Source organism: Paenibacillus sp. FW101-FHT12H11, from assembly GCF_058790355.1.
The window spans coordinates 30,356-50,845 of sequence record NZ_JBYTCO010000012.1 but is presented as its reverse complement, the minus strand read 5'-3'; the positions used below and the strand labels follow the sequence as shown (position 1 = coordinate 50,845).

The following is a 20,490-nucleotide window of genomic DNA, read 5'->3' as shown; positions in this document are numbered from 1 at the left end:
ACCATAATGAAACAAACAAGCAAGCGATTATTTCAATATGCAGCATTGTTTAAAAAACCTCTGCTGATTGCGCTGTTATGCTTATCTGTCGCCGTTGCGACGGAGCTGGCAGGTCCGTTCATCGCCAAGAAGATGATCGACACGCACATTCTCGGTATTGAGAAGCCGTGGTTCGAGACTACGTCGGCAACGAAAACCGAGAATGCAGTTCCGATGAACGGAGGTTTTTATAAACGGAGCGATCATTTTGCGGTAGGGGAGCCGAAAGGGCATGAAATTCGGATTCTCCAGGTAGGCACCCAGTTTGTGTGGGTGGATCAACCGCTCGTTTTTGACGGCGTCCGTAAGTTGACGGAAGATGGGAAACTGACGGTTACACAGGGAGCAGACCAAGCGGAGTATCCGGCTAAAAAGCTCAGTATTCAGGAACTTTACACGTTTTATGAGCCTGAATTTTTCAGTTTGATGAAGCTGGCTGGTGTCTACTTCGTGTTAATTCTCATTGGCGCCGGTTTTACCTATGGTCAGCGGTATCTGCTGCAGTCCGCGGCGAATCGGATCATTCAACGCATGCGGAGCGATGTGTTTGCGCAAATTCAGCGGCTGCCGATCAATTATTTTGACAATCAGCCTGCAGGTAAAATTGTTTCACGGATCACCAACGACACGGAGTCTGTCAAAGATCTGTACGTTCAGGTGTTGGCGAACTTTTTTACAGGGGCTATTTATATCGTTGGTATTATTGTAGCTTTGTTCATACTAGACTATCGTTTGGCTTTATTCACGCTGCCGGTTCTTCCTCTGCTTTATGTGTGGATTATCGTTTACCGTAAGTATGCCTCGCACTATAATCATGAGATTCGTGAACGGATCGGTTCTATTAACGGCATGATCAATGAGGCGATTCAAGGCATGACGATCATTCAAGCTTTCCGCAGACAAAAGGAAACGACGGAAGAATTCGAGCAATTGAACGAGGAATATACGCATTATCAAAATAAATTGCTCAGCCTGAACTCGCTGACCTCCCATAACCTGATGAACGTTGTGCGGAATTTGTTCTTTTTCGGTCTCATCTGGTACGTCGGGGGAAGCTCCTTACATTCGTTAATTACGGTTGGTGTGCTATACGCATTCGTTGATTACTTGAACCGGATGTTCCACCCCATGGTGGGGATTGTGAATCAGCTGCCGAACCTGGAACGAGCCATTGTATCGGCCGATCGTGTACTTGAACTGCTGGATGAGCAGGGCATTCCTGTGGCGACTGAGAAATCGGAGCGTTACCTGGGCAACGTGAAGTTCGAGCATGTTCGTTTTGCTTATAAAGAAGGCGAAGATGTGTTGAAGGACATCACGTTCGAGGCCAAACAAGGGCAAACCGTTGCGCTTGTCGGGCACACCGGATCAGGCAAGAGTTCCATCTTGAATTTGCTGTTCCGCTTCTACGATGTGAACAAGGGCCGCATCACGGTCGACGGCCGCGATGTGCGCGAGATGCCCAAACAGCTGCTTAGGCAGCATATGGGCATCGTCCTCCAAGATCCGTTCCTGTTCACAGGGACGATCGCATCCAACGTATCGTTGGATGATCCGTCCATCACCCGGGAACGGGTCGAGGCGGCGCTGCGTGAGGTTGGCGCAGCGGCTATGTTTCAAAGCCTGCCGCACGGCATCGACGAGCCCGTGATCGAGAAGGGCAGCACGCTGTCGGCCGGGCAGCGGCAGCTGATCTCTTTCGCTCGGGCGCTGGCGTTCGACCCGGCGATCCTGATCCTCGATGAGGCGACGGCCTCCATCGACACGGAGACCGAGGCCGTCATCCAGGCGGCGCTCGAGGTGCTGTCGAAGGGGCGGACCACCTTCATCATTGCCCACAGACTGTCGACGATCAAAAACGCCGACCAAATTCTGGTGCTCGACCATGGCGAAATCGTCGAGCGCGGCAACCACGAGGAGCTGATGGCGCACCTCGGGCGGTACTATCAGATGTACCAGCTGCAGCAGGGACATCCCGAGACGGCAGCAGCCGACGAGGACCGGGTGCGGAGCGGCTTGTAGGCGGCTTTTTCAGGCGCAAACGAGAAAAAACCGTCAGGCCATGCTGCCTGGGCGGTTTTTTTGTGCCGCCTATGCTACAATAACAGCAATAAATCATTTCCCTACTAAAATGGAGGGGTTGTATGCGTCCAGATACACTTCGATTACTGAATTTGCTTCAGCTGCTGTCGGAAATTGCGATCGCTGCCGGATATTTGCTAGGCTTGATCCCATTCGTTTACCTGTGGTCGTACACTTGGGTAATTCCGCTCGTGTTTGTGAATTTGGTCTTTGCGATCCTCACCCATAATGGAACGACGACAAAGACAGTCATTAACATCATTATGGCGTTTTTAAGCTTTATCCCGGTTGCGGGGTACGTGTTCCGCATTGTCGGTATCGTAATCTCATGGCTGAACATTGCTGCATTGGCCAAAGAAAGAAGATAACGCTATTAAAAGGTATTAAAAGGTAAAAGAGGCTCTCCCCTGGTCATTGGATGACTTTGGGAGTGCCTCTTTTCCGTTAGTAGGCCAGTCCTACGCGGCAACCAACATACTCTTGCGAACACGCAATGCTGTAGGTGAAAGCCGCCGTATCGCCCACGGAGATCGACTTGCCATCCTCCGGCAGGAAATCGGGCGCGACACGGTAGGTGCCGAGCGCCTCGCCGTCTGGCAGGTAGGTTGGGCAGACGACCGTCCAAGAGAGTCCGGAGGCCTGCAGCAGCTCCCAGGCCTTGCGATGCTCCTCGGCGGCTCGCGTAGAGGAACGCCTTGTGTCCGGCGTTTCGTAGCGCAGCAGGCCGGGGTGCTCTTGGCTTTGCAGGATGCCGGCTGTGCCAATGGTGACGATCCGGCTTACGCCTTGTGCCCTCATAGCCTCGATGAGAAGAGGTGTGGACTCCGTCAGCACCGTACCGCCATCGGTATTGAGGCAGCTGATGACGACGTCTACGCTCTCCAAGGAGCGGCGAATGTCTTCGGGACGGCAGGCGTCACCTTGCAGCAAGGTAAGCTGTTCAGAGCGCTGGTTGACCTTTTGCGGATTGCGTACCAGTGCCGTTACTTTATGATTATCTGCCAAAGCTCGCTCTAAAACGCGAGTTCCGACCCTTCCTGTAGCGCCTAATAGTAGAAAATGCATAACAAGCCCCCATGTTTCAAACGTTGTGAATTCTATTATACGCTTCTTGCTTTGGTTAGAGAAATGCTCCTTGTACAGGACTGACTTGAACGAACTTAGGGAATCCATCATAATAGGGGATATCAGAAAAATAGGATTACGGCATAGAAGGGATTTCCCAAGCATGAGAATCAATAAATTTATTAGCGAGACAGGGGTTTGCTCCAGGCGGGAAGCGGACAAGTGGGTAGAAGCGAAACGTGTCACGATCAACGGCGAGGTTGCCGGGCTTGGAAGCGTTGTAGGTCCTGGCGATGAAGTCCGCATCGATGGCAAACCGATTGGCGAGAAGAAGGAACATGTCTATATCGCGCTCAATAAACCAGTAGGGATCACCAGTACGACGGAAGCACATATCAGAGGCAACATTGTTGACTTTGTGGGGCATTCGGAACGTATTTTCCCGATCGGCAGACTGGATAAGGATTCGGAAGGTCTCATTCTTTTAACGAATAACGGAGACATTGTGAATCAGATTTTGCGCGCAGAAAATAATCATGACAAAGAGTACATTGTGACGGTGAACAAGTCCATTACGCCGATGTTTCTTAAGGGGATGGCTAGTGGAGTGCGCATTCTGGGCACGGTAACGAAGCCATGCGATATTTATCCAGTGGGCGATCGCGTTTTTCGCATCATCCTGACTCAGGGACTTAATCGGCAAATTCGCCGTATGTGCGAAGCGTTCGGGTATCGGGTGGTGCGCCTGCAGCGCGTTCGGATTATGCATATTCATCTGGGGAGCTTAAAGGTTGGCAAATGGCGCGATTTGACGCAAGGTGAAATGAAAGATCTCATGCACACCCTTAGCCAGGAAAACGCCAAAACGAGCAAGATGCCTAACGGCAATTAAAACAGCAGCACATGTTCATGCCTCTTTGAAGGGGGGGTGAACATGTGTTTTTATTTTTAAATTTTTTGTATGTTTAAAGCAACTTTTTCCTTCTCTTCAGCGTCAAGGGTTATTATGGCAATTTTTATTTCCCAAAGGAGGAAGAGGACTTTGAAATTAGTCAAACAAGCAGGAACGTTAGTACTAGCTTCAAGTTTGCTGCTAACGGCTGCTCCAGCCGTTTGGGCCAGTGAAGTAAGTGTAGACAGTAAAGCGATTGCAGTGCCTGCCTATCCTGGCGTCGTCGACAGCAAGATGTTAGATGCCAAAATTACGAAAGAACAAGCGATAGAGCGGGCCAAAGCTTATATCACGCTACCTGAGGGCTTCACATTCCAATCGATTAGCTTAAATGCTTACTATGGTTCAAATGGCAGAAATATCCCGACATGGAACATTAATTATGCGAAAAAGGTAAAAGATCAGACCTACGGTTATTTGAACGTATCGATTAATGGCCTGGATGGAACGCTGACGGCTTATTCAATGAATGACAGTGATCCGGATCATAAACCGGCGTATCCGCCGAAGGTTGACTTCGCTGCAGCCAAAGATGTCGCTTCCGCGTTTATCGCCAAAGTGAATCCAGACAAGCAGAAAGAGCTGCTTTACGACGATTCGGAAGAGAAAGCGTTCCGCACACCGTTGAACGGGAATTATCAGTACAACATCCGCTTCGATCGTTCGGTTGACGGCGTTCCTTTTTCTGCGAATGGTATTTCGGTCGGTGTGAATGGCGATGGCCAGGTAACGAATTATAATTACAATTGGTCTGATGACGTCACTTTCCAAGCGAATACCGGACCTATTACGAAAGAAAAAGCTGCGCAATTATTCCATGACAAAGCGGATCTCTCGCTTCTCTATCAGATTCCATATGGTACTAAAGGCAAAAAACTACCGATTATTTCTTACATGATGGGAGCGTTTTCGCTGAATGCGCTAACCGGAGAAGTATGGAATCCGGTTCCGCATGCGGAAGATTCCAAGCCTTTAACGGACAAACCGCTGGCTGAACGTCCGACGGCTGCTTTGAACCTGACGAAGGAGGAAGCCGTGAAGAAAGTCATTACGGTGTTCAACCTTTCCTCAGACTACAAGCTTCAGGAGGCTACCTACAATGAAGGGACGAACCCTGAAACCGGGGAAACCAACTCGAATTGGAACTTAAGCTGGAACACCGTTTCTGAGAAGGACCCGACTGGCAAGATAGCCGGAAGCGGAGTCTGGGCCAATGTAAACAGCAAAACCGGAGAAATCACCAATTTTAACAGTTATGTGCCGTACAGCCCTGATAACAATAAGGACATTGAAGGTAAGGTTTCCTTAGAGGATGCTGTTGCCAAAAGCGTAGATTTCGTGAAAACGCAGATTCCTTCCTACACGGACCAGTTGGTGCTGAGCCAGCCGTCCGCCAAGGATTACTCGGAAGAGCAGCTGAAGCATATGCGGAATTGGGATATTCGCTTTAATCGCGTCATTGATGGTGTCAGTGCAGGTGGCGAGGGTGTAACAGTCAGCATCGATCGTGTGACGGGTAAAATCATGAACTATCAATTCGGACTCAGCGACATGCCTTATCCGAAGCAAAAACCGGAGATTCTAGCGCTCGACAAGGCTAAGGAGCTGTGGCTTTCCCAGTTCGATATTAAACTGAACTATGTGCTCGAATATGGCGGATCCAATGGCGTAATGCCAATTGAGAAATACAACCTGATGATCGCTGCGGGAGAAATTCCTCCAACTGCAGCAGTCACCAACGCAAATGAGAAATTAGAAGCCAAGCTTGTTTACACGCTTATTCCAAAATTCAACCGGGAATCCTTCCTGCTTGATGCGCAAACTGGAAAATGGAGAAATAGCCAAACAGGTGAGGTTATGTCCCTGGATAAAGTGACTGTCAGTGACATCGACAATCACTGGGCTAAGAACGAGCTTCAACTGATGCTGGACTATCAAGCGCTTGATGTGCAGGATGGCAAGGTCAACCCTGATCAATTGATTAAGCGTGGCGAGTTGGTTAAAATGCTGGTTATCGCGATGAATGGCGGGAACGGCGGCATCTATTACGGAGCGGAACGCAAAGCTTCCTTTGCGGATGTGAGCAACGCTTCCCCTTATTTTGCCTATGTCGAAAATGCGGTTGACCGCGGTTTGCTGGATGTTGGCGCTGATTTCAACCCGGAGGCTACGCTAAGTCGCGAAGAGATGGCACAATTGATCGTTAAGGCACTTGGATACAAAAACTTGGCGAAATTCGACGGCGTGTTCAACAGCCAATTCGCGGATGCCGCTGAAGTTAAGCAAGTAGGTACAGCTGCGATTGTGGTGGGGCTTAACATTATGTCCCTCAACGACGGCAAATTTGCGCCGCAACAAGAAGTGTCAAAGGCTCAAGCAGCAAGCGCGTTTTACCGCTTCTTGCAGAAACGGGCGGAACTGCAAGACCAGCCACGTTATTACTACTAGGAAGCGGGCAAGAAGTCGGTGTGAGCAGCGCGTCCCCAATGGTGCGAGATTAGCGCAATCATTCCCGGGTACACTGAAAAAAGGCTATCTTACAGGTCATAGACCCGCAAGATAGCCATTTCTTCACGCGCTTATTCATGTTCTAAAACATTGGAAATACATAATGAACTAAGAAATATAGAACTCCGAAGATGATAATAATGTAAGCAGCATACTTGATGAAGGTGGAGGCTACTAAGCTGGAATCCGATTTTTTCTCCACATGGCGTTCTTCAATGTCAATATTACGTGGCTGTGTCGACATAGCAATCACTCCCTTATAAGTATCTTGCTAGTTAATACCCGCCATATTTTGGAGTGAAACATCAGCATTCATAAAATGTTCCAATAATATTTTCTTACAGGCGCTCCTCAGTATGCTACAATAATCTTTAAAATTTATTACGCATATTGGAGAGAAAGGAAGTAAGAGAAAATGGTTGTTTCCGGAAAAGTAGGTTTGGAAGAAATTATTAGGGCCAATCATGTGCTCAGCAAGGTGATCGAACCATCGCCTCTGCAACGCAATGAGCTGCTCTCTAACTTGTATGAATGTAACGTTTATTTGAAACGTGAAGATATGCAGGTCGTTCGTTCTTTTAAAATTCGCGGAGCGTACAATGTGATCCAAAGCTTGACGCCGGAAGAACGCGAAGCGGGAGTCGTGTGCGCAAGCGCCGGCAATCACGCGCAAGGCGTTGCTTACTCCTGTAAGCAGTTAGGGATTGAAGGGAAAATCTTCATGCCAACGACGACGCCAAGGCAAAAAATTTCGCAGGTGAAATTATTTGGCGGCTCTTTTGTAGAAGTCATTCTGACAGGGGATTCTTTCGATGATTCCTCCAATCACGCCAAGGCCTACTGCGCCAAAGAGAACAAGGTGTTTATTCACCCCTTCGATGATATTCGCACGATCGCGGGACAAGGGACTGTCGGTCTGGAAATCATGAATCAGATGTCCGATATGCCGGACTTTATCTTTGCAACCATCGGCGGCGGCGGTCTTGTAGCCGGTGTGGCGACTTATGTGGACAGCGTTTCTCCGCGTACCAAGATTATTGGCGTTGAGCCAGAGGGCGCTGCAAGTATGCAGGAGGCGCTCAAGCAAGGCAAAGTCGTGACCTTGTCTACGATTGAGAAATTTGTAGACGGTGCAGCTGTGAAGCAGGTAGGCGAGCTTACCTTTGATATTTGCAAAGAAAAGCTGGACGATATCGTTGTTATTCCTTCAGGCAAGGAATGCACGACGATCCTGGAGCTCTACAACAACAACGCCATCGTGATCGAGCCTGCAGGGGCTCTGCCTGTTGCGGCGCTGGATGCTTACCGAGATCAAATTCGCGGCAAAAACGTAGTTTGCATCATCAGCGGTGGTAATAATGACATAGACCGGATGCAGCAAATCAAAGAAAGATCGCTAGTGTACGAGGGTTTGAAACACTATTTCATTCTCAATTTCCCTCAGCGTGCAGGCGCTTTGCGCGAATTCCTGGAGGAAGTTTTGGGGCCGACCGACGATATTACCCGATTTGAGTATACGAAAAAGAATAATCGGGATGATGCTCCAGCCCTAGTCGGCATCGAGTTGAAAAATAAAGATGATTATGAGGGCCTTATTGAGCGTTTGTCCCGCAAGGACTATGATTACATCGAGATCAATAAAGATCCTAAACTTTTCAATTTGCTAATTTAACTAAAAATAGGCAGAGTAGAAAAAATTATGATATAGTTAAATAGTCCTGCTTTTTCTTTGTTTACCTGAATATTGTAAAAGGCAAACTTGCCGAAAGGTAAGGACGCAAAGCTCCGGGTCTTAGGTTGCCGCCGCAACGATGACGGCTGGGCTGCCGAGAGGAGCAGTTTACCGATACAGGTACGCCTACGGCTATTCCAAATGGAATAGCCTTTTTTGATGACCGGAATGGAGGTTCCCCCCGAATGAGAAGCCTTTTTATAAAGTGGATTCAACAGATGAAAGATCAGGAGCTGCGCTATGCGGGCATCCTTGGTTTCTTTCTGCTGACGGCTAATCTACTTGCTGCTGCTTCTTTTACATTTACCCCGAAGATGATCTTGTTCGTCCTCATTCAAGCACTCATTTGCTTCTTTTTTGCCATTCGCATCCGTCACTTGCGGCTTAACAGCATCGAACAGGAGGAAAAGAGTAAGCAGCTGGCTTACTTGGCCTACCATGATACATTAACGGGCTTGCCAAATCGACGGCTGTTCGAGGACCGCTTAAAGCGTGTGCTTCTTCATGCTCAGCGTTATGACCAGCTTGCGGCGGTTGTATTTCTCGACATGGACAGATTCAAAGAGATTAATGATTCTTACGGCCATGCCTCTGGCGATCAGCTCATTCGTTTGGCTGCGGAGAGATTGTTAGGCTGTCTGCGTGGTTCGGATACGGTGTATCGGCAGGGCGGCGACGAGTTTATTATTTTGCTTGAATCTTTTTCTAAGCCGGAAGACGTCAGAGCAGTGGCTATACGCATTCAAAATGTGCTGGATGAACCTTTTATCCTGGATGGAAAAACCGTTACGATCACCGCTAGTATGGGGATTGCGTTATATCCGCTCGATGGGACTAAGCCCGAACAGCTTCTTCAGCGTGCGGATGAAGCGATGTACGAGGCCAAAAACCATGAGAACAACCGCTTCCAATTTTATGCCTCAGATATTGATACGATGGTGAAGAGCAAAGCTCACATGGAGAATGAGTTGCGCTTGGCTCTGGAGCAGGAACAGTTCGAATTACGGTATCAGCCGCAATATGAAATCGCAGGCCGTAAGCTCATCGGTACGGAGGTCAGCCTCCACTGGGAGAAGGGGTCTAAGCAGCTGAGCAAGCTCATGGATTGGCGGAAGGCAGCCGATGAACTGGGATTCATGGTCCCTATTGGCAAGTGGGCGTTTCAGGCTGCATGCAGGCAGATGAGGGATTGGCAGAAAGCTGGCCAAGAACCGCTCAGAATGACGTTCACCATTAAATCTTCACAGTTCAAAGATGATCATTTTATTGCACATATAGCTGATGTGCTGCAAGAAACAGGTATCGATCCCAGGTTGGTTGAGCTGGACCTCACGGAAAGTATCACGTCTTCCAACGTGCAGGAAGCTAGCAAGAAGCTGACGATGCTGAAAAAGCTTGGCGTACGCATTGCTATGGATGACTTGTGTACGGGGCTTTTTACACGAAGCGGGCTGGAGGGTATGCCGCTGGATAGTGTGAAACTGGACAGCACGCTGATCAGAGACCTTGTGGATGATGACGAAAATCAACTGCTTGCAGCTGCTATCGTTCGGATGGCCCACCGATTAGGATTGAAGTTAATCGCGAAAGGTGTCGAAACGGAAGAGCAATTCGAATACTTGAAATTTCTGCAATGTACGGAGGTGCAAGGAAAACTGTTCAGCAGTCCGCTATCCTCGGGACAATTCCTCACATTGATGACCAAAAAAAATTAAAATTGGTCATCTAGATTTTATTGACCGGCGGTAGTATAATAAATAATTGGGGCTTAAAACCTATATTGTGGGGCTACACAAAAAGACCATGTCAACTTGGTTAACATCACGAATTATGATCATTTGCCGTAGGATTGCTTTTCACTGAAGTACCGAAGTGATACACTCGGTCTATGGTCAGACATACATATTTTAACTGATTCTGGTCAACCTAGAATGTGGGATTTAAGGTACAATTTTAAATTTATTTTTGGGGGTAAAGATGATGAAAAAAGTATTCACAACAGCGTTAATGGCTGTCACTGTGTCCGCAGTTGCTTTGACAGGTTGCGGTGCCAAAAAAGAAGAAACCAAACCGGCCGCTTCCGCTTCACCGGCAGCAAGTAGCGCAGCATCCGCAGCGCCAAGCAACAACAGCGGTAAAGACTTCAAAATCGGCATGGTCACAGACATTGGTGGCGTAAATGATAAATCTTTTAACCAAAGCGCATGGGAAGGTTTGCAACAATTGAAGAAATCGACTGGCGCAAACGTTAAGAACCTAGAGAGTAAAAGCGATGCGGACTACACGCCGAACTTGAACCAATTCGTAAAAGACGGCTATAACCTGACTTGGGGTATTGGCTTCTTGATGGGTGACGCACTTAAAACGGTTGCAACTCAAAACCCGAATGCTAAACTTGCGATTATTGATAACGTTGTAGAAGCTCCAAACGTAGAATCCGTAACATTCTCCGAGCAAGAAGGTTCTTACCTTGTAGGTGTGGTTGCAGGTCTTACGACAAAATCCAACAAAATCGGTTTCGTTGGCGGTATCGACATCCCGGTAATCAAACGCTTTGAGGCTGGTTTCGTAGCCGGCGTGAAAGCAGTTAACCCTAATGCGAAAATTCAAATCAACTACACAGGCGCGTTCGATAAGCCTGACCTTGGTAAAGCAGCGGCAGCAACTATTTACAACGATGGCGCAGACATCATTTTCCACGCAGCTGGTTCCACAGGTAACGGTGTATTCAACGAAGCAAAAGACCGTGCGAAAAACGGTAAAAAAGTTTGGGTTATCGGTGTAGATAAAGACCAATCCCTTGAGTTCGGCGATGAAGTAACACTGACTTCCATGTTGAAGCGTGTTGACAACGCGGTTGCTCGTGTTTCCAAAGACGTTATCGACAACAAATTCCAAGGTGGCAAAAACGTTACACTGGGTCTGAAAGATGACGGTGTAGGCCTTCCGGAAACTTCCAAGAAAAACGTAACTCCGGATATCTTGAAAAAAGTTGACGAGTACAAAGCAAAAATCATCAGCGGCGAAATTAAAGTCCCAGAAACTCCATAATACGGGTATAATAAGCATAGCGGTTACGAACGATAGGTTTCCTTTGTTCAAACAAGGCTAGTTACAATAACTAGCCTTGTTCTTAGTTTAGAGGGTTTTAAAAAAAATTGATCCTTAGGGTGATCTGATGAGTGAAATAGTCCCTGTTGTTGAGCTTAACAACATTACGAAGAGGTTTCCGGGCATCGTGGCGAACGATGCGATCAGCTTGAAGCTGATGAAGGGTGAAATCCATGCCTTGCTGGGCGAAAATGGTGCGGGTAAATCCACATTGATGAATATTTTGTTCGGGCTGTATCAACCGGACGAGGGTTTTATAAACGTGCAGGGCAACGAGGTTTCCATTGATAGTCCGAATCGGGCGATTGAGCTGGGCATCGGGATGGTGCATCAGCATTTTAAGCTTGTACAACCGTTTACCGTAACGGAGAACATCATTTTGGGCATGGAGCCGAAAAAAGGGCTCAATGTCGATATTAGAACAGCGCAAGAGAAGGTGCGCAAGCTATCTGAGCAATATGGGCTTCGCGTTGATCCGAAAGCAAGAATTGAAGATATTTCCGTCGGCATGCAGCAGCGCGTAGAAATATTGAAAACGCTGTATCGCGGCGCCGATATTCTCATTTTTGACGAACCAACAGCTGTACTGACGCCGCAAGAAATTAGTGAATTGATGGTCATTATGCGCAATCTTGTGAAAGAGGGCAAATCCATCATTCTCATTACACATAAGCTGAAAGAAATCATGGAGATTGCTGATACCGTAACCATCATTCGCCGCGGGAAAGTGATCGATTCCATTGCAAGCAAAGACGCGAATCCACAAATTTTGGCTGAGAAAATGGTCGGGCGCGATGTCTCCTTTAAAGTGGATAAAAAAGATGTGAAGCTTGGGGAACCTGTTCTCCAGGTTAAGAACCTGGTTGTTCGGAATCAACAAGGGCTGGCTGCATTGAAAGAACTTAATTTCGAAGTGAGAGCCGGAGAAATTCTGGGTATCGCGGGTGTAGACGGCAATGGCCAAAGTGAATTGATCGAGGCGCTGACAGGGCTGCGATCTATTGATAGCGGGCAGGTATTGCTGACCGGAAGCGACATTACAAACCATACGCCGAGAGAGATCTCAGAGGCAGGTTTGTCGCATATTCCGGAGGACAGGCATAAGCATGGACTCGTGCTTGATTTCTCCATGAGTGAGAACATGGTGTTGGAAACTTATTTCCATCCTGCCTATAACAAAGCGGGTTTCCTCAATTATGAAGCGATCGACCGCCACGCGGAGGCGCTGATCAAGCAGTTCGACGTAAGGACGCCAAGCATTTACAATAAGGCTCGCTCTTTGTCGGGAGGAAACCAACAGAAAGCAATTATTGCCAGGGAAATACACAAGAATCCGAACCTGCTTATTGCTGCTCAGCCAACGCGCGGATTGGACGTAGGAGCGATTGAATTCGTGCATCGTCAACTGATCGAGCAGCGCAACAAGGGCAAAGCGGTATTGTTGATTTCTTTTGAGTTGGATGAAATTATGAACGTATCGGACCGTATTGCCGTTATCTACGAAGGACAGATTGTGGGAGAAGTATTGCCACAAGAGACGAACGATCAAGAGATCGGACTTCTGATGGCTGGCAGTAAGCGTACAGGGAAAGGAGCGGCTCATGAATAAGGTTGCTCGTATTTTTACAAGTGAATCTGCGGTGAATCCCATCGTGGCGATTGTGCTCGGGCTGTTATTCGGAGCGCTCGTCATGCTGGCAGGCGGCTATAATCCGATTGCTGCCTACGGGGCATTATTTGCCCGTGTTTTCGGAAATTCGTATGACATCGGGGAATCGATTCGTGCGATCACGCCTTTGATTTTGACGGGGTTATCCGTTGCATTTGCATTCCGGACAGGCCTATTCAACATCGGAGCTGAGGGGCAGTTCGTCATGGGAATGACGGGGGCTACTTTTATCGGTGTGAAAGTGACGGGTCTTCCATGGATTATTCATGCGCCGTTGGCCGTTATCGTCGGAGCGCTTGTTGGCGGACTCTGGGGAGCTATCGCGGGTTACTTGAAAGCAAAACGCGGAGTTAACGAGGTCATCACAACGATCATGCTCAATTGGATCGCGTTATTCCTGTCGAACTATATCGTGAATACATTCTTATTGGAGCCGAAGCAGCAGCGTTCTTATATGATTCAGGACTCGGCTTCGCTTAGCATTACTTGGTTGTCGGATTTGATGAACCATGCCAGGATTCACTGGGGCACCGTGATTGCGATCCTCGCGGCTATCGTCTTCTATATCATTCTTTGGAAAACAAGACAAGGCTACGAGCTGCGTGCCGTAGGCCATAATATTGATGCTGCGAAGTATGCGGGCATGAACGTGAATCGCAACATTGTGAAAGCAATGTTTATCTCGGGTGTTTTTGCCGGTCTTGGCGGCGTATTTGAAATTCTCGGTGTGTTCCACTATCAGGTCGTAGCCGCGGCATCGCCTGGATATGGATTTGATGGGATCGCCGTGTCCTTGTTAGGTGCGAACAATCCGTTCGGGATTGTCCTTGGCGCCGCGTTATTCGGCGGATTATCCTACGGATCGGCGGGAATGAGCTTCGGGGCCGATGTGCCGCCGGAAATTATCCGCATCGTAATCGGCTCGGTGATTTTCTTCGTAGCCACTCAGGGTATTGTCAAATGGGTGCTCATCCCGTTCTATAGCAAACGCAAGAAAGAGAGGGCGTCGTAACATGGACCTGCTCACAATGCTCAACGCGTTTTTCACGAAATTCAGTGAACTTATTAACACAACGCTCGTTTACTCGACGGCGCTGATCTTCGGCGCTCTGGCTGGTATTTTCTCGGAGCGCTCCGGCGTGGTAAATATCGGGATTGAAGGGCTTATGGTCTCCGGAGCCTTCGCATCCGCGGTTGGCGCTTATTATGCGGAAGAAGCAAACATGGGCGTTTGGTCCCCGTGGATCGGCTTGCTGACGGCCATGCTGTTTGCGCTCATCTTCGCGCTTATCCATGCTGTAGCAACAATTACCTTTAAAGCGAACCAAGTCATCAGCGGTGTCGTAATTAACTTCTTGGCTGCCGGTGTCACGCTGTTTCTGGTTAAAGTGTTATTCAATGGCGCTGGTCAAACGGAAACGTTAAACGATGTATTTTCCAAATGGGAGTTTCCGCTTTTGTCGAAAATTCCGTATATCGGATATGCTTTATTTACTGCTTACCCGACAACCTATATTGCTCTAATACTCGTTGCAGTTACGTACTATGTGCTGTTCAAAACACCATTCGGTCTGCGTCTTCGCTCCGTCGGTGAGCACCCAAGTGCCGCGGATACCGTTGGGATTAAGGTTAAGCGCGTGCGTTACATCGCTGTTTTGATCAGCGGTCTGCTTGGTGGCCTTGGCGGTGCAACCATCACATTGACGACAACAAGCGCCTTCTCGCATAACACGATTTCCGGCCAAGGCTTTATTGCGATGGCTGCAATGATCTTCGGCAAGTGGCATCCGTTTGGCGCGCTTGGCGCTGCCGTGTTCTTCGGTATGGCGCAGGCGCTCAACAACTTCATGCGGTTGTTCGATTTCTCCAAGAACATCCCGCAGGAGTTCCTCTACATGCTGCCTTATGTGTTAACGATCTTGGTTCTGGCAGGCGCAGTTGGCCGGGCGAAAGCGCCATCGGCTCTTGGCGAGCCTTACGATCCGGGTAAACGATAAGAACTATGAAACACCTCTTAGAAAAGACATTGAAAATACCCTTTGGGGTAGATTCGATGGAATTCAAAGGGGTGTTTCTTTGTGTATAGGGAACTAGTGGGCCTGATTTCGGCGAAATGAGCCGATTTGAAGTGGCGGGCGGAACTACAGGGTCTTATTCGCGCCTGAATCGGGCTAGTTCGACCAAAATCAGCAAAGTAAAGGATCGTAGTTCCCTTGATGGACGGATGAGGGGGGGGTTCTTTTGAAATAAGGGACTGTAGTTCCCTTTGAGTGGCTCGGGTAGCCTGTGGTGCTGCCAGTCCTCAAATCCGTAAGTCCGCAGCCCGCACACAGCCCGCAACCGCGATTCCGCAATGGCGAACCTCGAATTTCGCCCCCGACTGCCACAACCCCCGCAACCCCCGCGAGCCTCCCTAAACAGACACCAATCACGCATCTTCACAGAGATTTGATCTGATTCCGGTATTCGCTCGGAGAAACGCCGTATAAGCGGCGGAATTGTTTGGAAAAATATAACGGGTCATAAAAGCCGACAGAAGCTGCGATCTGCTCAATCGTTAATTCCAGCCGCTCGCGCAGCAGTTGGCGTGCTTTATCCACACGAAGCTTGAGCAGAAATGTCACGGGCGTGACCTTGGTGTGGCGCTTGAAGAGGCGAGACAAATAGGCGCGATTATAGCCCAGGCTCTCTGCCATCATTTCAATCGTAATCGGCTCGGCATATTGGGTGGACAAGTAGTGAATGGCCTGATGCACGATCCGGTCGCTCTCCGCGTCTGAGACGACGCCGGCTGTTGTGGACGCGGATAGAGCTTCGCAGTACTCGCCTAATAGAAGGAGCAAATAGCCGATGGATTTCAGCTGGGCACTCCCTTTCTTGGCTCGCAAAGCTTGCTGAATATGGCGAAACAAGACGGGGATATGCCGATTGCGTTTGTTGTGCAGGATTGGCTGCAAGGGATTGATGCCTGTTGAAGCGACCAAAGAGGAAGCTTGTTCGCCTGTAAAGGCAATCCAACAGTAATGCCACGGATCGTTGTCATCCGAAACATAGCTGATAAGCTGCTCCGGCTCGATGATGAAGCTGTCTCCCGCGCCTAGCGCATACTCTTCCCCTTGTGTGGAAAATACGCCCCTCCCTGAAATGACATAGTGAATTAAGTAGTAATCGTACACTTTAGGGCCTAACCGATGCACGGGTTTAGTCTGGCTCTCTCCTGCAAACAGTACGGTCAAAGCACTCTCTGAGGATGGCAGTGGGTTCGAAACGACATAATAGCTTTCCTGCTTGGGCATGGCTTTCTTCAGCTCCGTTGATATGTCCTTATGCTCCTTTTAATTTACCATACTTAGCAGCCAAGTAGAAATGGTGAAATCACATTTTTCCATGTGAAAATAACATGCTTCCATAGCCAACACTGGATTCTTCTCTTATACTGAAGTTACAAACTTGCTCCTACATCATACTCATAAAAAACTAAAGGCGGTGCCAGAATGGCAGATTTGCAAGCTTTAAAAGACACGTTTATTGAAATTTACGGGGAATCCGCAGCACCAATTTCAGCGTTCCATGCTCCAGGCCGGGTTAACCTGATCGGTGAGCACACGGATTATAATGGCGGTTATGTATTCCCTGCTGCATTAACGTTCGGAACGACACTGCTGATCCGCCCTAGACAAGACCGTGTCATCGGATTTGCATCGACCAATCTGGCCCTTCGCAAACAAATTTCCATAGATGACTTGACCTACCAGGAGGAAGATAACTGGATCAACTATCCGAAAGGAATCTTTGCCCACCTAGCCAAAGAAGGTATGCCGGTTACGAAAGGTTACGATCTTTTGTTCCACGGTGAAATTCCGAACGGCGCTGGACTTTCCTCTTCGGCTTCCATCGAGGTAGTGACGGCCTACGCCCTAGAGACGCTTGAGAAGTATCCGATTGATACGGTGAAAATCGCCCTTCTGGCGCAAAAAACAGAGAATCAATTCGTTGGCGTGAACTGTGGAATCATGGACCAATTTGCAGTAGCCAATGGGAAAAAGGATCACGCAATCCTGCTTATGTGCGATACGCTGGAGTACCGCCATGTGCCGTTCCAAAGCGGCAGCTATAAGTTGGTGATCGGAAACACGAACAAACGCAGAGGCCTCGTCGACTCCGCTTACAACGAAAGAAGAAGCCAATGTGAGCAGGCGGTTACTTACTTGCAAAAGCAATTCCCATCCCTCACATTGCTTGGCCAGTTAAACCTGGAGCAGTTCAACGAATTCAAACACTTGATCCCGGACGAAACCGTTCGCCGCAGAGCGCAGCACGTTGTAGAGGAAATTGATCGGGTGCTCAAGTCGATTAAAGTTCTAGAGCAGAATGATCTTGAAGCTTTTGGCCAGTTGATGATTGGCTCCCATAACTCACTGCGTGATCTCTATGAAGTAACAGGCGTTGAGCTGGATACGATGGTTGAGGCGGCGCTGAAGGTTCCGGGTGTGCTGGGTGCTCGTATGACTGGCGCAGGCTTCGGCGGATGTACGGTTTCCTTGGTTCACGAAGACAGCGTACAAACATTTATCGATCAAGTTGGCAAAGAATATACGGAAAAAACAGGATTGACGCCAAGCTTCTATGTATGTGATATCGGGAATGGCGTCGAACAAATTGGGGAGGTATTGTAAATGGCGATTCTAGTAACGGGTGGAGCTGGTTATATCGGTTCGCATGCAGTGGCGGAGCTGCTGGAAAAAGGGGAAGAGGTTGTTATTGTCGATAACTTGCAGCAAGGGCATAGAGATGCCGTGCTTGGCGGCAAGCTGTATGTCGGTGATTTGCGTGACAGCGCGTTTCTGGATACTGTTTTTTCGGAAAACAGCATTGACGCTATCATCCATTTCGCAGCAAATTCGCTAGTTGGCGAGAGCATGACGAATCCTGCCAAATACTATCACAATAACGTGTACGGAACGCTTTGCCTGCTTGAAAAAATGAATCAATATGGCGTGAAAAATATCGTGTTCTCATCGACAGCAGCGACGTACGGCGAGCCTGAGAACATTCCGATCCTGGAAAGCGATCGTACCCTGCCGACGAATACGTATGGCGAAACGAAGCTGGCAATGGAAAAAATGATGAAATGGTTCGACACGGCCCATGGCATCAAATATGTATCCCTTCGTTATTTTAATGCAGCGGGCGCACACGCCGGCGGCAAAATCGGCGAGGATCACAGCCCGGAGACACACCTGATTCCAATTATTTTGCAAGTAGCACTTGGTCAGAGAGCTCATATTTCCATCTATGGCGATGACTATGCAACGGAAGACGGCACATGCGTGCGCGACTATATCCACGTTAGCGATTTGGCGAGCGCCCACGTGCTTGCGGTAGAGAAACTGCGCGGCGGAGCAGAAAGCAATATTTATAACCTGGGCAACGGCACAGGCTTCTCGGTTAAACAAGTGATCGATATCGCCCGCAAAGTAACGGGCCATGCGATCCCAGCAGTGATCGAGCCGCGCAGAGCAGGTGACCCTGCTACATTGATCGCCTCCTCTGAGCGTGCAAGAACGGAACTAGGCTGGAAGCCTAGCCGCGATTCATTGGAATCCATCATTGAGAGCGCATGGAATTGGCACCAAAATAACCCGAGCGGTTACGCGGAGTAAGCTTGTTTAGAAAGGAATGAAGCACATGGAACGGACAGTTGAAGCATCGCAGTTAACGGCATTGACCATAGAGAGGCTCCTTCAGTTTGCGAAGCAAAATGGACTTATCGAGCAGTTGGATGTCTATACTTCACGAAATGCATTGATTGATTTATTCGGGCTTGCTGAGCCTTATGCAGGAGAAGTACCGGATGAGAAGTTAAGCAGCCCTGTATCCCTGTTGGAAGATCTGCTCGATGCAGCTTTCGAGGCGGGCCTCCTGGAAGAGAACACAGCTACGTACCGAGATCTGTTGGACGCACGGATTATGGGGCTGCTCATGCCCCGTCCTTCCGAGGTTGTGAACCAATTCTGGAACACGGCGAAGACCAACGGGGTAGAGGCGGCAACAAACTATTTCTATAAACAATCGATTGATTCCAATTATATTCGGATGGATCGTATTCAGAAAAATGAATACTGGCTGGCGGCCACCGCTTACGGTGATCTCGAAATTACGATCAATCTCTCCAAGCCGGAGAAGGATCCGAAGGAAATTGCCCTGCTCAAAACGCTGCCCCAAAGCAGCTATCCTGCATGTCTGCTATGCGCAGACAACTTGGGATATGCCGGACGTGTGAATCACCCGGCAAGGCAAAATCTGCGGTTCATTCCCTTGGAGCTGGATAACGAGAAATGGTACTTCCAATATTCTCCTTACGTGTACTACAACGAGCACAGCATTATTTTCCATGAGAAACATATCCCGATGAAAACAACGCCGAATACGTTCTATCGTTTGCTCGATTTCATCGATCAATTCCCGCATTACTTCATCGGGTCCAACGCGGATCTGCCGATCGTAGGCGGTTCAATTCTGAACCACGACCACTTCCAGGGCGGACGCCATCAGTTCCCGATGGAGAAAGCTCCAAGCGAGCAAACATTCGCGAACACTGAGTTCGCTGGCGTGAAAGCAGCCATCGTGAAATGGCCGATGTCGGTCATTCGCTTGAGCGGCCATAACAAGCAGCAGCTCTACAAGCTGGCGAGCAAGCTGCTCGAAGACTGGCGCGCCTACAGCGATGCGGAAGCGGACGTCCTCGCCTTCAGCGAGAAGGACGGACAGCGGATCCCGCATAACACGATCACCCCAATCGCCCGCAACAACGCACGGGGCGAATACGAGCTTGATCTGGTGCTGCGGAACAACCGCACCAGCGCCGAACATCCGGATGGCATCTTCCATCCGCATCAGCACTTGCACCACATCAAGAAGGAGAACATCGGCTTGATTGAGGTGATGGGGCTGGCGGTACTGCCAGGCCGCTTGCAGGAGGAGCTGGCGGATATCGCCAAGATCCTCACGGGCGAAGCCGACTTCGGCAGCGCAATCCGCGATGAGGCCGCTCATCCGCTGCATAAGCATGCGGCTTGGATCGAGGCGATGATTGCGAAGCACGGCGCTGCGCTGACGGCAGACGGCGCGAAAGCGGTGCTGCAGGAGGAAGTCGGCAGCAAGTTCATGGACGTGCTGCTCGACGCCGGCGTGTTCAAGCGTGATGAAGCCGGGCAAGCGGCTTTCGAACGGTTTTTGATAGCTGCGGGTTTCGCGCAGCAGCAGTAATAAGAGAAACTCCCTGGTCACGTCGGCCGGGGAGTTTTTTGCGATTTGTGGTGGGAGGAGAAG

At 49.1% G+C, this 20,490-nt stretch carries 16 protein-coding genes and 1 riboswitch; of the genes, 13 read left to right on the top strand and 3 right to left on the bottom strand.

Annotation, left to right across the window (positions count from 1 at the left end; genetic code table 11):
• The first annotated feature begins 6 nt into the window (after window positions 1-6).
• Both AC3WTJ_RS31820 and AC3WTJ_RS31815 read left to right on the top strand, forming a co-directional pair.
• A complete protein-coding gene (locus AC3WTJ_RS31820) occupies window positions 7-2,061 on the top strand; it encodes an ABC transporter ATP-binding protein (protein ID WP_492525100.1) in 2,055 nt (684 codons plus the stop codon).
• Window positions 2,062-2,183: 122 nt separating this feature from the next.
• Window positions 2,184-2,489: a hypothetical protein gene (locus AC3WTJ_RS31815; RefSeq protein WP_492525099.1), complete on the top strand. Its 306-nt coding sequence runs from the start codon at window positions 2,184-2,186 to the stop codon at window positions 2,487-2,489.
• A gap of 76 nt (window positions 2,490-2,565) precedes the next feature.
• Here the strand turns inward: AC3WTJ_RS31815 and AC3WTJ_RS31810 are convergent, their stop codons facing one another.
• Complete coding sequence (locus AC3WTJ_RS31810) at window positions 2,566-3,186, bottom strand: NAD(P)-dependent oxidoreductase (RefSeq protein ID WP_492525424.1); 621 nt, start codon at window positions 3,184-3,186, stop codon at window positions 2,566-2,568.
• 163 nt (window positions 3,187-3,349) lie between these two features.
• Here AC3WTJ_RS31810 and rluF point away from each other — a divergent pair, with 163 nt between their 5' ends.
• Together rluF and AC3WTJ_RS31800 are read left to right on the top strand one after the other, a co-directional pair.
• Complete coding sequence (rluF, locus tag AC3WTJ_RS31805; RefSeq protein ID WP_492525098.1) at window positions 3,350-4,078, top strand: 23S rRNA pseudouridine(2604) synthase RluF; 729 nt, start codon at window positions 3,350-3,352, stop codon at window positions 4,076-4,078.
• Window positions 4,079-4,228: 150 nt separating this feature from the next.
• Window positions 4,229-6,586: an S-layer homology domain-containing protein gene (locus AC3WTJ_RS31800; RefSeq protein WP_492525097.1), complete on the top strand. Its 2,358-nt coding sequence runs from the start codon at window positions 4,229-4,231 to the stop codon at window positions 6,584-6,586.
• 142 nt (window positions 6,587-6,728) lie between these two features.
• Here the strand turns inward: AC3WTJ_RS31800 and AC3WTJ_RS31795 are convergent, their stop codons facing one another.
• Window positions 6,729-6,890, bottom strand: a complete 162-nt coding sequence (locus AC3WTJ_RS31795; RefSeq protein ID WP_186456555.1) for a hypothetical protein — start codon at window positions 6,888-6,890, stop codon at window positions 6,729-6,731.
• 171 nt (window positions 6,891-7,061) lie between these two features.
• On the opposite strand from AC3WTJ_RS31795, the gene ilvA reads away from it, so the two are divergent.
• From ilvA to AC3WTJ_RS31765, 6 genes are all read left to right on the top strand, one after another.
• A complete protein-coding gene (ilvA, locus tag AC3WTJ_RS31790) occupies window positions 7,062-8,318 on the top strand; it encodes a threonine ammonia-lyase IlvA (RefSeq protein WP_492525096.1) in 1,257 nt (418 codons plus the stop codon).
• Between the two features lie 70 nt (window positions 8,319-8,388).
• Window positions 8,389-8,477: riboswitch (cyclic di-GMP riboswitch) on the top strand.
• An 86-nt stretch (window positions 8,478-8,563) separates the two neighbouring features.
• Window positions 8,564-10,093, top strand: a complete 1,530-nt coding sequence (locus AC3WTJ_RS31785) for a putative bifunctional diguanylate cyclase/phosphodiesterase (RefSeq protein WP_492525095.1) — start codon at window positions 8,564-8,566, stop codon at window positions 10,091-10,093.
• Window positions 10,094-10,358: 265 nt separating this feature from the next.
• On the top strand, window positions 10,359-11,429 hold the full coding sequence (locus tag AC3WTJ_RS31780) for a BMP family lipoprotein (protein ID WP_407873186.1): 1,071 nt from the start codon (window positions 10,359-10,361) through the stop codon (window positions 11,427-11,429).
• A gap of 127 nt (window positions 11,430-11,556) precedes the next feature.
• Window positions 11,557-13,098 (top strand): ABC transporter ATP-binding protein, encoded by a 1,542-nt coding sequence (locus AC3WTJ_RS31775; RefSeq protein ID WP_492525094.1) that lies wholly within the window; start codon window positions 11,557-11,559, stop codon window positions 13,096-13,098.
• Window positions 13,091-14,170, top strand: coding sequence for an ABC transporter permease (locus AC3WTJ_RS31770; protein WP_492525093.1), 1,080 nt, complete (start codon window positions 13,091-13,093; stop codon window positions 14,168-14,170). Before AC3WTJ_RS31775 ends, AC3WTJ_RS31770 begins: the two co-directional genes overlap by 8 nt.
• Before the next feature lies 1 nt (window position 14,171).
• On the top strand, window positions 14,172-15,155 hold the full coding sequence (locus tag AC3WTJ_RS31765; protein ID WP_492525092.1) for an ABC transporter permease: 984 nt from the start codon (window positions 14,172-14,174) through the stop codon (window positions 15,153-15,155).
• Between the two features lie 441 nt (window positions 15,156-15,596).
• Here the strand turns inward: AC3WTJ_RS31765 and AC3WTJ_RS31760 are convergent, their stop codons facing one another.
• Window positions 15,597-16,454, bottom strand: coding sequence for an AraC family ligand binding domain-containing protein (locus AC3WTJ_RS31760; RefSeq protein WP_492525091.1), 858 nt, complete (start codon window positions 16,452-16,454; stop codon window positions 15,597-15,599).
• A gap of 198 nt (window positions 16,455-16,652) precedes the next feature.
• Here AC3WTJ_RS31760 and AC3WTJ_RS31755 point away from each other — a divergent pair, with 198 nt between their 5' ends.
• The 3 genes from AC3WTJ_RS31755 to AC3WTJ_RS31745 are packed head-to-tail and all read left to right on the top strand — an operon-like array spanning window position 16,653 to window position 20,427.
• Complete coding sequence (locus AC3WTJ_RS31755; RefSeq protein WP_492525090.1) at window positions 16,653-17,834, top strand: galactokinase; 1,182 nt, start codon at window positions 16,653-16,655, stop codon at window positions 17,832-17,834.
• A complete protein-coding gene (gene galE, locus AC3WTJ_RS31750; RefSeq protein ID WP_157318298.1) occupies window positions 17,835-18,821 on the top strand; it encodes a UDP-glucose 4-epimerase GalE in 987 nt (328 codons plus the stop codon).
• A 25-nt stretch (window positions 18,822-18,846) separates the two neighbouring features.
• On the top strand, window positions 18,847-20,427 hold the full coding sequence (locus tag AC3WTJ_RS31745) for a UDP-glucose--hexose-1-phosphate uridylyltransferase (RefSeq protein ID WP_492525089.1): 1,581 nt from the start codon (window positions 18,847-18,849) through the stop codon (window positions 20,425-20,427).
• Window positions 20,428-20,490: the final 63 nt, after the last annotated feature.